The organism is bacterium SCSIO 12696 (genome assembly GCA_024397955.1).
In the GTDB taxonomy this organism is placed as follows: Bacteria; Pseudomonadota; Gammaproteobacteria; order Pseudomonadales; family Porticoccaceae; genus SCSIO-12696.
The window spans coordinates 2,592,081-2,605,131 of sequence record CP073744.1 but is presented as its reverse complement, the minus strand read 5'-3'; the positions used below and the strand labels follow the sequence as shown (position 1 = coordinate 2,605,131).

The 13,051-nt window shown below is 52.9% G+C and carries 11 protein-coding genes; 5 read left to right on the top strand and 6 right to left on the bottom strand.

Features of this window, described 5'->3' with window-relative positions; all coding sequences use genetic code 11:
- Positions 1–38 precede the first annotated feature (38 nt).
- Positions 39–1,001: a polyprenyl synthetase family protein gene (locus tag KFE80_11980; GenBank protein UTW45074.1), complete on the top strand. Its 963-nt coding sequence runs from the start codon at positions 39–41 to the stop codon at positions 999–1,001.
- Positions 1,002–1,055: 54 nt separating this feature from the next.
- Here KFE80_11980 and KFE80_11975 read toward each other — a convergent pair whose 3' ends face one another.
- Positions 1,056–2,405, bottom strand: a complete 1,350-nt coding sequence (locus KFE80_11975; protein UTW46719.1) for a phosphomannomutase — start codon at positions 2,403–2,405, stop codon at positions 1,056–1,058.
- A 10-nt stretch (positions 2,406–2,415) separates the two neighbouring features.
- Entirely contained in the window at positions 2,416–3,267 is an 852-nt protein-coding gene (galU, locus tag KFE80_11970; GenBank protein ID UTW45073.1) for a UTP--glucose-1-phosphate uridylyltransferase GalU, read from the bottom strand.
- A 180-nt stretch (positions 3,268–3,447) separates the two neighbouring features.
- Here galU and fabB point away from each other — a divergent pair, with 180 nt between their 5' ends.
- Entirely contained in the window at positions 3,448–4,668 is a 1,221-nt protein-coding gene (fabB, locus tag KFE80_11965; GenBank protein ID UTW45072.1) for a beta-ketoacyl-ACP synthase I, read from the top strand.
- 57 nt (positions 4,669–4,725) lie between these two features.
- Here the strand turns inward: fabB and KFE80_11960 are convergent, their stop codons facing one another.
- The 4 genes from KFE80_11960 to KFE80_11945 all read right to left on the bottom strand — a co-directional run bounded on the left by KFE80_11960 (position 4,726) and on the right by KFE80_11945 (position 8,156).
- Positions 4,726–5,607, bottom strand: a complete 882-nt coding sequence (locus tag KFE80_11960) for a fused MFS/spermidine synthase (GenBank protein UTW45071.1) — start codon at positions 5,605–5,607, stop codon at positions 4,726–4,728.
- A complete protein-coding gene (locus KFE80_11955; GenBank protein UTW45070.1) occupies positions 5,607–6,230 on the bottom strand; it encodes a fused MFS/spermidine synthase in 624 nt (207 codons plus the stop codon). Before KFE80_11955 ends, KFE80_11960 begins: the two co-directional genes overlap by 1 nt.
- A 73-nt stretch (positions 6,231–6,303) precedes the next feature.
- A complete protein-coding gene (ssb, locus tag KFE80_11950) occupies positions 6,304–6,795 on the bottom strand; it encodes a single-stranded DNA-binding protein (protein UTW46718.1) in 492 nt (163 codons plus the stop codon).
- Between the two features lie 68 nt (positions 6,796–6,863).
- Positions 6,864–8,156: an MFS transporter gene (locus KFE80_11945; protein ID UTW46717.1), complete on the bottom strand. Its 1,293-nt coding sequence runs from the start codon at positions 8,154–8,156 to the stop codon at positions 6,864–6,866.
- Positions 8,157–8,327: 171 nt separating this feature from the next.
- Between KFE80_11945 and KFE80_11940 the strand changes: the two genes are divergently transcribed.
- The 3 genes from KFE80_11940 to KFE80_11930 all read left to right on the top strand — a co-directional run bounded on the left by KFE80_11940 (position 8,328) and on the right by KFE80_11930 (position 12,790).
- A complete protein-coding gene (locus KFE80_11940) occupies positions 8,328–8,507 on the top strand; it encodes a hypothetical protein (GenBank protein ID UTW45069.1) in 180 nt (59 codons plus the stop codon).
- Complete coding sequence (locus KFE80_11935; GenBank protein ID UTW45068.1) at positions 8,507–11,362, top strand: PAS domain-containing protein; 2,856 nt, start codon at positions 8,507–8,509, stop codon at positions 11,360–11,362. Before KFE80_11940 ends, KFE80_11935 begins: the two co-directional genes overlap by 1 nt.
- Before the next feature lie 84 nt (positions 11,363–11,446).
- Positions 11,447–12,790, top strand: a complete 1,344-nt coding sequence (locus KFE80_11930) for a sigma-54-dependent Fis family transcriptional regulator (GenBank protein UTW45067.1) — start codon at positions 11,447–11,449, stop codon at positions 12,788–12,790.
- Positions 12,791–13,051: the final 261 nt, after the last annotated feature.

Sequence of the window (13,051 nt, the reverse complement as noted above, 5' to 3'; positions counted from 1 at the left end):
CTCACGCTGTACCAATTATTTAAGGAACACCCATTTCCATGCTGCCCTTCCATCACGCTGTTGAAGAGGACTTTCTGGCGGTCAACGACTTGATTATTAACCAGCTGCATTCGGATGTTGGGCTGGTGGAAAATATTGGTCAATACATTGTCGATGCTGGCGGCAAACGCCTGCGCCCCCTACTGGTGCTACTCGCAGCCAATGCTTGTGGCGATCAGGGCAAGCAGCACATAGAGCTGGCGGCGATTATCGAGTTTATTCACACCGCCACCCTGCTCCATGATGACGTGGTGGACACTTCCGATATGCGCCGCGGTCGCGCTACTGCCAACGCCCGCTGGGGCAATGCCCCCAGCGTTCTAGTTGGCGACTTTCTCTATTCACGGGCATTCCAGATGCTGGTGGCTATTGGCGATATGCGCATTATGGCCATACTGGCCGATACCACCAACATCATCTCTGAAGGCGAAGTGCAGCAGCTGATTAACGCCGGCAACCCGGATATCAGCGAAGCAAACTACTTTGAAGTGATTGGCAAGAAAACCGCCCAGTTGTTTGAAGCCGCGGCCCACGCGGGAGCAGTATTGGCCACAGACAACGACCAGCATCAGCAAGCGTTAAAGCTCTATGGACGTCACCTGGGCCTGGCTTTCCAACTGGTGGACGACGCCCTGGACTATCAAGGTAACGCAGAAGAGTTGGGCAAAAATGTCGGTGACGACCTTGCAGAAGGCAAACCCACTCTACCACTGCTGGCGGCCATGCGACTGGGTGACGAACAACAAGCCGAAACCATCCGTACTGCTATCAAAGAGGCACAAGTGGAAAAGCTGGAACAGGTGGTGGAGATTGTTAAGAAAACCGGCGCGCTGAACTACACCCTTGAGCAAGCCAACCAACAAGTAGCCTCTGCTAAAGCTCAACTCAGCCAACTGCCGGATTCGCCGTTGAAAACTACGTTGGCGGACTTGGCGGACTTCTCAATAGCCAGAACGTATTAATCGTTGGAGTGGCGGGTCTCGAGATCAGAAACCCGCCACTCTGACAATACAGGCCTACGCCCTAATGATTGCCAGCAGCTCTTTGGTTTTTTCCTGCATCAATTCAGGGTTGGCGCGGCTCTCTACATTTAAGCGCACCACCGGTTCTGTATTGGACATGCGCACATTAAACCGCCAGTCTCCCATATCCAGGCTCAGACCGTCAGTGCGGTCTTCCGCCACAGCCTGACCCCCATATTGCTCAGCCAGCCGCGCCAGTACCGCATTGGGGTCTTTAATACGGCTGTTGATCTCACCACTGACCGGGTAAGCCTGCTGACATTCTGCAACCAGTTGCGACAGCGTTTTGCCACTTTGGCTAACAATTTCCGCCACCAACAACCAAGGGATCATACCGCTGTCGCAATAGGCAAAATCACGGAAGTAATGGTGGGCACTCATTTCTCCACCATAGAGCGCATCGTGATCACGCATACACTGTTTAATAAAAGCATGGCCCGTCTTGGTCAACACCGGAGTGCCGCCGCAGCGGTTCACCACATCAATGGTATTCCAAGTCAGACGAGGGTCATGAATGATCGAGCCACTACCGTGCTTATTCAGAAAGCTCTCTGCCAGCAGGCCGACTAAATAGTATCCTTCAACGAACTCACCCTGCTCATCAAAGAAAAAACAACGGTCAAAATCGCCATCCCAGGCGATACCCATATCTGCATTTTCGCGGCGCACCACTTCAGCGGTGGCAGCGCGATTCTCTTCCAGAAGCGGATTCGGCACCCCGTTAGGAAAGTGGCCATCCGGCTGATGGTGGACTTTAATAAACCCAAATGGCAGGTGTGGCTCGAGCAAATCCACCACCGAGCCCGCACCACCATTGCCTGCATTAACAACTAATTTCAGTGGCTTCAGCTGTTGACGGTCAACATAGCCCAGCAGGTGCTCGATATACGCGGACTTATCTTCCACTCGCTCCAAAGAGCCCAAATCACCTACAGGGGAGAAATCCCCCTTCTCCGCCAACGCTTTGATCTCCAGCAGGCCATTGTCCCCAGAGATAGGTCTGGATTGCTCGCGCACAAACTTCATGCCGTTGTAATCCATGGGGTTGTGACTCGCGGTTACTACAATGCCGCCGTCAAAGCCGCCATGGGAAGTGGCAAAATAAATCTCCTCAGTACCGCACTGGCCAATATGAGTAACGTTAACACCACCTTCCCGCAGGCCATGCACCAAAGCATCGCACAGTTCTGGGCTGGTGAGGCGAATATCGTGACCAACCACCATGCACTGCGCACCTAAAAATTGGGCAGTGGCGCGGCCAATACGATACGCCACATCAACATTGAGCTCATCGGGCACTCGCCCACGAACGTCATAGGCCTTAAAACAATTGATTTCGACCACATCCTTACAGTCAGACATGCGTTACCTGCTCCTTATCTTTGCGATAAAAGTTTTCGTACACGTAGTTGGTAGCTGCCACATAACCATCGACACTGCCACAATCAAAACGCTTACCTTTAAATTTGTACGCCAACACATCTCCTCGCCGGGCCTGCTCCAGTAGAGCATCGGTGATCTGAATCTCCCCACCTTTACCTGGCTTGGTATAACGAAGAATATTGAAAATATCTGGGGTCAGCACATAGCGACCAATAATCGCCATATTACTGGGCGCATCTTCTTTGGCGGGCTTTTCCACCATATCGTTCACCTGATACAACCCCGGCTCTATTTCCTCACCGGCGATCACACCAAACTTGGAAACATCGTCATCGGGCACCTCCTCAATCGCGACCACACTTTTGCCAGTGCGCCGGTAGATCTCCACCAATTGAGCCATAACCCCTTTTCCACCTTCGCCAATACAAAAGTCATCCGCCAAAATAACACCGCAGGGCTCATAGCCAATCAGCCGTTCACCGGTCAAAATGGCGTGCCCGAGACCTTTCATCTCCCGCTGACGGGTAAAGGAAAAGCTGCCGTTTTCAATCACATGGCGAATACTGTGCAGATACTCTTCCTTCGATGTACCAGATATTTGGTGCTCCAATTCATAATTGGTATCGAAGTGATCTTCAATAGCCCGCTTACCACGGCCTGTAACAAAGCCGATTTCATTGAGACCTGCGTCCATGGCCTCCTCTACCCCATATTGCACCAAGGGACGATTAACGATAGGCAGCATTTCTTTGGGCATTGATTTGGTTGCTGGCAAGAAGCGAGTGCCATAGCCAGCCACCGGAAACAGGCATTTTCTTATCATAATGTAATCCTTTAATAGGCAAAGCAGACGTTTTAATGAAAGCTATTATCGCCGCTTCGCTGCCAATTGCACAGACCGAACAACACCCATTGAGGGTGATCGGTCGGTTAACAACGCTGTAGCCATGAAGTACAATGCCATCTGGATTTAATTTGGCATTTTTGGGGATTGGGGTACCGTATGAAGCGCGCTGTTATCACAGGAATGGGGATTGTTTCCCCACTCGGCAATGATCTCGACACTGTTGCCAACTCTCTTCGCGAAGGCAAATCCGGCATTCGCTACAAAGAACTCTATAAAGAACTTGGCCTTCGCAGCCACGTAGCTGGCTATGTGGATATCGACCTCGAAGAGCATATCGACCGCAAGGTAATGCGCTTTATGGGCAAGCCCGCGGGTTATGGCTATGTGGCCATGCAACAAGCCATCGACAACTCCGGTCTCAATGAAGACCAGGTTTCCAATCCACGTACCGGCATTATCATGGCTTCAGGCGGCTTCTCTGGGGACAAGTTCATCGAAGCTGTAGACACCATGCGTGCCAAAGGCGTAAAGCGTATGGGGCCCTATCGAGTTACCCAAATCATGGGCAACACGGTTTCCGCCTGCTTGGCGACCCCCTTTAAGATCAAAGGGGTGAACTACAGCATTACCTCTGCTTGCGCCACCAGTGCACATTGCATAGGCGCAGCTGTAGAGCAGATTCAGCTGGGCAAGCAGGATGTAATTTTTGCCGGGGGCGGTGAAGAAGAACACTGGACGATGGCCTCCATGTTCGATGCCATGGGTGCCCTTACCACCAAATACAACGACAACCCCGAAAAAGCCTCACGGGCCTACGACGCAGACCGCGACGGTTTTACCATTTCCTGTGGCGGCGGCTGTGTGGTGGTGGAAGAGCTGGAACACGCCTTGGCGCGAGGCGCCAACATCATTGCCGAAATTGTTGGCTACGGCGCCACTTCCGATGGCTACGATATGGTAGCGCCCTCAGGAGAAGGGGCCATTCGCTGCATGCAGCAAGCCATGGAAACCGTCGACGGCCCTATCGACTACATCAACACCCATGGCACCAGCACTCCCGTGGGTGATACCCAGGAATTGCAGGCCATTACTGATACCTTTGGCTCCGGCCAAGTGCCGAAAATCAGCTCTACCAAGTCACTGACTGGCCACGCCCTGGGGGCGGCCGGTGTTCATGAAGCGATTTACAGTCTGTTGATGCTGCAAGGCGACTTTATCGCGGCCTCCGCCAACGTCGACAACCTGGATGAACGTGCCGCTGAGCTGCCTATCGTGACAGAACGCATCGACAACGCAGGTTTGAATACGGTGATGTCGAACAGCTTTGGCTTTGGTGGCACCAATGCGGCGCTGGTGATGCAGCGGTATTCATCCTAATCCGCTGAACAGCTTTTCAAGCTCATTCAAAACCAGGTAATGTCAGCCAAGCTGGCATTACCTGCCATTCAACACATTCACCGGCGAATACTGGTCGGTTAGTACCTTCGCCGAGCGGCGCCACTTAGGGCGACGATCCAGGCCATTGAGCAGTTTCCGACCATCCACCCCCAAGGCACTAATTTGAGGTGATACAGCGAGCATATTGCGATGCATGTCCGTTTTGCTGGGCAGCTCAGCATTGGATGCCAAAATAATCCGATTGCCACTATCACGCTGGGACACTGTGTAAAACTCGCCAAACGCCTTTTGGTAAGTGGCCGCTTCATGGTCCACCAGATCACTGCGACTAAAGGTGTTGGCAATCACCACTCCTTGGGGAGCAAGGATGCTTTTCAGTTCCTCAAAAAACTCCAGTGTCATTAAATGGCCAGGGATGTAATCACCGTTAAAGGCATCGAGGATGATGTAATCGTACTGTGCCTTTTTCAGCCTGGCCCGTTTCACGAACACCCTGGCATCCTGGGTAGCAACCTGGTTGGCAGCTTCTTCCTGAAAATAAAAATAGCGCTTGGCCACATCCACCACTGCCGAATCAATTTCAACAGAAGTAATATTTGTGTCCGGGTAGAGCGAGCGCAGGGCTCGAGGTAACACCCCACCACCCAAGCCAACTACCAGAATGTTTTTGGGGTTTGGCTTGATAAACAATCCCGCCATCGACATACGTGTATAACTGAGTGCCAATACATCCGGCCGTTCGAGGAAAATACAGGACTGACTGCTTTCACGATTACCGCGGGTGCGAAATTTCAGGCAACGTTGACCGCCACTTTCCTCCACATACAAGTCCCGATAGAGTGACTTTTCCCGGTGCACCACCTCACCACTGGCAGCGGAACTCAGCAACACCAGAACCAACAAACCCAGTAGTCGCATTAATTGCCCCCTTCCGTCAGGTGATGATCTTTTGCGTTGTCAGGCATCAAACAGGCAATCACACCAAGCAATACCAACAAACCGGTGCAACAGTAAATAATCTGATCGATCTCAAACCAAACCACCAAGTAGAACGATGTCATGATGGTGCCCAAAGCGCTGCCTAGAGTAGACACGAAATAGAGAAAGCCCGCAGCACGGCCACTGCTCTCCCGACTTTCAACCAACAACCTGACGCCATAAGGAGCGGCAATCCCCATAATCACCGTAGGCCCAAAAAACAGCAGCAGAGACGCCAACAGCGCGCCACCCCTGGGGTCTTCTACCCGCAGGAATACCGTTTCCATGGCCCATTGATCGAACAACACAATGTGCAGCAGCGACAGCCCGGCAACCAGAAACAGCAAACCAAACTTGCGAAAATTGGGGGCTCGCAACGACCACTGCCCACCCAACAGATAGCCCAAAGACAATGCCAACATATACACCGTAATAATGCTGCCCCAGACAAAAATACTGGAGCCAAAATTAGGTGCCAAAATACGGCCACCCAGCAACTCGCTGGACATAATCGCAAAGCCCATGGCGAAGGACATAAACAGTAACAACGCGGTGCGCAACATTCTCTCCTCGATTCTCTAGCAGCCACAAAAAAGGCCCCGAAAGGAGCCTTTGGAAAACCTTGTTCCAATGTAATTAGAACGGAATATCGTCATCAAAGTTGTCAAAATCATTATTGGGTTGCTGCTGAGACTGATTCTGATTTTGCGCAGGGCGTTGTTGCTGGGGCGCCGACTGCTGTGGCGGCGCCGATTGTTGAGAACCATAGTTGTCCTGCCCCATGCCACCGCGGCTGTCCAGCATCTGCATTTCACTGGCAACGATTTCGGTGGTGTATCGATCCTGGCCATCCTGCCCCTGCCATTTGCGGGTGCGCAATGAGCCTTCAACATACACCTTGCTGCCCTTTTTAAGGTACTCACCGGCAATCTCGCCCAAGCGATTAAAGAACACCACCCGGTGCCATTCAGTCCGCTCTTGCGGCTGGCCGGTTTGCTTGTCTTTCCAGGTTTCCGACGTGGCTACACTGATATTGGTAACCGCTCCTCCGGAGGGCATATAGCGAGTTTCAGGATCCTGACCACAATTGCCCACTAAAATTACTTTGTTAATGCCACGCGCCATTATTTATTTCCCCTGCGAGTCGATAGCAAGGCTTAATCCTATAGCCTCTGCAAAATTATTAGCCGGTTATCTTACTCTGAAAGATAAGGAGCCAACAGCCCCCAATCCACTTCTTTTCGATCCACCTTGGCGTAAACACTGCGCTCTTCGGCAATCACCAACACATCTTCCACCCCGGGCAGTGCTTCCAGCTCACTGACGTAGCCAGGACGGTCATTGTACTTGAGCACAACACCCGAAAGCGGCCTTGGTGCCTCCATTGGCGATGCCACCAGTAACCACAGCACCGCCAAACCAGCCAGCGCCACAAACAGCCCTTCAACACCATACTCCGGTAGCAACCAGCCACCCAGTACACCACCGGCAAAAGCTCCGAGGAATTGGCTACTGGAATAAGCACCCATGGCAGTGCCACGAGCACCAGCCGGCGCGGTTTTACTGATTAACGACGGCAGGCTCGCTTCCAACAGATTAAACGCTGCAAAAAACAAAAATAGCAACGCCAGGGCGACCCAAGCTCCAGCGTGGTGCCACACAGCAAAGCCACCCAAACTCAGTGCAACCAGAGCAATCGCACTGAGAAAGACTGGCTTCATTTTGCCACCACGCTCGGCAACAATAATGGCGGGCACAATGGCAACAAATGAGCCCCCGAACAACAGCAAGTAAACCCAGGAATGGCTGCTGCGCGCTATTTCCAGCTCTGACTCCAGCACCTGCGGGATCGCTAAAAACGCCGCCATCAAAACCAGATGAAGCACAAAAATTCCTAAATCCAGTCGCAACAACCGCACGTCCTTGAGCACATTGCCGATCATCAACGGCACCGTCTGGGTTTCACGGTTAACCGCAACGCCACCAACACCAGCCGCTGGCAAGCGCCATTGGGACCAAATCAAACCCAATACACCCAACACCCCAGTACACCAAAATACCGCGGACACTCCTCCCATATGGGCAGCCAACAAGGGGCCAAGCACCATGGCCAATAAAAACGCAAAGCCAATGCTGGCGCCGATACTGGCCATAGCCTTGGTGCGGTTTTGCTCGCGGGTGACGTCCGCTACCAGAGCCATCAAAGTACTGGCGATGGCACCAGCGCCCTGCAGCGCCCGGCCAGCCACTAACAGGTAAATATTATCTGCGACCGCTGCCAACACACTGCCGATCACAAACACCAATAGTCCCGCCACAATCACCGGCTTGCGGCCAATGCGATCTGACACCAGCCCGAGGGGTATTTGCAGCAACGCCTGGGTTAGGCCATACACACCCAGAGCGATACCTAACAACTGCGGTGTGGCCCCACGATAGTCGTCGGCATAGAGCACCAGCACCGGCAACACCATAAACAGGCCGAGCATACGCAGCCCATACAGGCCCGCGATGGAAAAAACCGCACTGCGTTCGGAGGCACTAAACTCTGTGTGATCGCGCAAAGGTAAGCTCACTGTCACCAAGGGGTTTAAAAGCCGCGCAGTTTACCAGAGGGACGTGCCCTGTGCTCAAGGTGCACCCTCTGTTACCATCCCGCCATGCTTAATTACCGTTTTGTTGCCCTGCTGATCTTACTGGCCTGCGTGATTTCACCGCTGGCTTTCCAGTGGTTCACCAACCCCGAAGGCAGTTGGCTGCGACCCTATGTCGCCTGGCTGGTACTGATTATTTCATCGGCCCTGGTATACCACCGGCGGCGCCGAAAAGGCCAGATATAGTGTTAATCGCTATTTTGAGTTTGCTGTTTTTTGCCACGCTGTTGTTCAGCGTGGCGGCGGTGGGGCATCGACGACCGCTGGGCAGCTCCACCCAAGCGCTGGTAACGTTGGGTAGCCTTGGGGCGTTGAGTTATTTTGGTCTGCCTGAATTCACTGGCCGCTACGGATTGGAAGCTCTGTTTGGGCTTATGGCCTACACGCTGGTGTTTTTACTTGGCCCTCTGGTGATGCGCCCCATACACTGGGCGGCACAAACTCGGCGCTTGCCAACACTGGCGGATCTGTTCAGTTACCGATACCGAGGCAGGTCAATTGGCTCACTGGTGACCTGGGTATTGGCTTTAAGCTGTTTACCGCTGTTAGCAGGGCAGCTGCAACTGGCGGGCAATTCGCTGGAGATCGCATCCAACCAACAGTTATCTGCCAGCCAGGGTAAGTTGGCTTTTACTGTTCTGTTGCTGGGAGTGCTGCTTTTCTTTGGCCAGCGCAACGCCCACAGCGATCGCCTAATGACAACACTGGCCTTCGGGGCAGTCATTACCCTGACCGCCCTTTTGGCAACCACGATGTGGGCAACCTGGCACTATTTTGGTGGCCTGCAAGAAATGCAGGCGTGGGCAACCGCCGAAGGCCTATCGCAAAGCATTCACCGCTCTGGAAACAGCTATGGGCTGATTAGCTTGTTTTTCATTGCCAGCCTGACTCTGCCCCATCTTTACCACCAACAGTCCTGGTTACCCTCTATAAAAAGCCGAGAATTGACCGGATGGCTGTTCCCGTTTTTGCTGTTGTTGACCACGCTAACCATGGTGCCACTGTTGTGGACGGGCCTGGCCTCGGGACTGCAAGTACCCCTTCAACTACTGATTCCAGCCTTGGCCAAGGCAAGCCAATCCCCCCTGCTGCAAATAGCAACTACGGTGGGTGGCTTGTTTGCCTGCAGCACGGTAGCCGCAGTAACCAGCAAAGCCCTGGTCACCATGGCCAACAACTATCTGCTGCCCACAACCATCCAAAAACCAACGGACAACCTTTATAAACAACTGATTCGCAGTCGCCGCCAGTTGATTACTGTGTGGGTTATTCTGGGCCTGGCCGCCAGCACCCTGATCAATACTCACAGCATCAGCACCTTGACCATTGTCTCGTTAATCGGTGTAGCACAAATTGCTCCAGGCCTATTGTCCGCGCTCTATGTGCCGGTTTTTAATCGTCGCGGCGTCGCTGCCGGCATGGTAATTGGCATGCTGCTTTGGTTCGTCGGATTGCTATTGCCCGTCTTTATGGGCAGCTGGCAGTGGGTACTGGGTGACCAGGTTCGCTGGCATTTTGGCATTTCTAGTTGGGGCAATTGGCTGCTGATCTCTCTGGGGGCCAACTTCGCTACCAGCCTTTTGGTCACCCGCCGTACCCGTTCCACCCCTGAAGAAGCTTTTTACGCCCGCGCCAGCATGATCGAAAAAGTATCTGCTCCCCAGCGTATTGAACCCGACATCTGTCAACTGAGTAGTTTGCGCCAACGCCTACAGCAAGAACTGGGGGCAGCAGCAGCCGAACGGGAACTGCAGCGCCTAAATATCAACACTCATCAGGAGATGCGCCCCTTCGAGTGGCGCGACCTGCGCAGCCAGCTATGCGCCAATCTCTATCACCTGTTGGGTGTGGCCAAGGGCGATAAAATCATCAATCGGGTGTTGCCGTTGGTAAACAGCGGCGAATTTAAGTTGAGCGATTTGCGCTCTCTCGAATCCCTGCTGGCAGAACGCCAACAACCGCTGTACGGGTTAGCGGCTGAGCTGAACAAATTGCGCATTCACCATCAAAATATTTTGCGCGAACTGCCTCTGGGGGCCTGTTCCCTGGACCGAGACGATGAGATCGTACTGTGGAACAACGCCCTGGAAAAAATCACCGGAATACCAGCTACTGTGGCGGCTGGCTCACATCTCGATACACTGCCTCAGCCCTGGCGCAATGTGTTGCAGCGAGCGGCCAACAGCAACACACCCCACAAATTTGCCATTGAAGTTGCCGACGGCAATCGCAAGGTGCGCTTTAATCTCCACAAAACCCTGCTGCAAAATCGCGATGCGCAATTCGCCGAGCAGGTGATTTTGCTGGAAGATATCAGTGACGTTATTCAACTGACCCAGGAAATTGCTCACACCGAACGACTGGCCTCCGTGGGCCGATTGGCCGCCGGAGTGGCTCACGAAATTGGCAATCCGGTCACCGGCATTGCCTGCCTCGCCCAGGAGCTGAAAGCCGATGCAGCGGATAGCGACCACCAGTACACCGCCGAAACTATTCTCAGTCAGGTGGAGCGCATTAACCACATCGTGCGCTCATTAATTGACTTCTCCCGCTCGGGTAACGAAAGCGATATTCAAATGCTGGACATTGCTATCGAAGAGCCGTTGCAACAAGCAGTCGAACTGCTGGCACTGGATAAAGAACACACTCAAGTAGCGGTTCAGTTGGATGTATCCAGCGGCCTGAAAGTACGCGGTGACCCCCACCAGCTGGCACAAATATTTCTCAACCTGCTGAGCAACGCTCGCGATGCCAGCCTCTCAGGTGATTGGATAACCGTGAAAACCTATAGCGAGGAAAAAACCGCAAAAATAGAGATCACTGACTGTGGTACCGGCATTAATACCGACCACCTGGACAAAGTGTTAGAGCCCTTTTTCACCACCAAGCCCGTTGGCGAAGGTACCGGCCTGGGGCTGTCACTGGTGTACAGCATGGTGCGCAACTACGGGGGCGACTTAAACCTGCACAGCCCAATAGAAAATGGGCGCGGCACCCGAGCCACTGTCACTTTGCCACTCAGCAAAAGCTCTCAGTTATAGTGATCCAGTCACAGGCTATAGTTGCTATTTTCCAGCTGCCGGGTAACATTACCGCGTCGTTTAAATACTCATCTGTCCGCGTTCATGTCATCCATTCTGGTTGTTGAAGACGAAGAAATCATTCGCACATCCCTGTGCAAGCTGCTGACCCGTGAAGGTTATCAGGTCAGCGACGCACGCCACATTGACGACGCCATCCAACAATACCGACTCAGTGACTTTTCCCTGATTATCAGCGACCTGCGCCTGCCGGGAGCACGAGGTACAGAGTTGATCGAGATGGCGTCAGATGTGCCGGTTCTGATCATGACCAGCTACGCGAGCTTGCGTTCAGCAGTTGACACCATGCGTATGGGGGCAGTGGATTACATCGCCAAACCCTACGATCACAGCGACATGGTGGCCGCGGTTAAGCGCATTCTCAACAAACGCAACAAGCCTGCCGCCAATGACCACAATGGCAGTATTGCCGACACCACGGGCATGGTGGGTGACAGCGCACCGATGCAACAACTGTTCGACATCATTGGCAAAGTAGCTCCCACTGATGCGACCGTGTTGATTTGCGGCGAGACCGGCACTGGTAAAGAGCTGGTAGCCAAGGCCATTCATCAGCAGAGCAGCCGCAACCAGCAGCCGCTGATCTGCGTAAATTGCGCCGCCATTCCAGAAACCCTGATAGAAGCAGAATTGTTTGGCTATGAAAAAGGCGCCTTTACCGGCGCCTCTGAAGCCCGTACTGGCCTGGTGGCGGCAGCCCACGGCGGCACCTTATTCCTGGACGAAATTGGTGAACTGCCGGCAGAAGCACAGGCCCGCTTGCTGCGCGTACTTCAAGAGGGCGAGGTACGACCTATCGGCTCAGTCAGTTCACGCAAAGTGGATGTACGCTTGCTGGCAGCCACTCATCGCAATTTGAAGCAATTGTGTCAGCAGGGCAAATTCAGGGAAGATTTGTACTACCGTATTGATGTGGTCAACCTGTCTGTACCTGCCTTACGCCACCGAGACAGAGACATTCTGAAAATTGCCCACTACCTGCTCGATAAGTTTTCTCGCAAGTTTCACAAAACTGGCCAGGCACTGTCTCCAGAAGCGGCAGATACCATTGCAAACCACTCATGGCCTGGCAATGTGCGGCAGCTGGAAAACGCCCTGCAACGTGCAGTGATTCTGTGCAACAGCGGCGAAGCCATTGAGGCCTCCTTATTGGGCCTGGATGCCAGCGGAGAAAACCACTCTTCAGGTCGGGAGACCAACAGTGCCTGTGAGGATTCAGAACAGAGCATGTCACTGGAGGACTACTTCACCCGTTTTGTGATGGAGCATCAGGACTCAATGAGTGAAACCCAGCTGGCTCAGAAGCTCGGCATCAGCCGCAAGTGCCTTTGGGAACGTCGCCAAAAGTTAGGAATACCGCGCCGATAACAATTTTTTGTCGACAGGTGGTAACAATTTGTGGCACAAAGTAACAACTTCGTCACATTTTCAACTCACAGACCACCAAAAAAAACTTAAGTCATTGATTTAAAAGAATTTAAAAAGTTGGCACGATACCTGCTATTTATTGATCGCAACTGAGAAGTACCGAACATAATAACAACGATAAACATAATAATAATTGCATTGGATGGATTGCTGAACATATAGGGGGTAGGCCCCAATTACTATGAAGCGGTGAAACGCTTG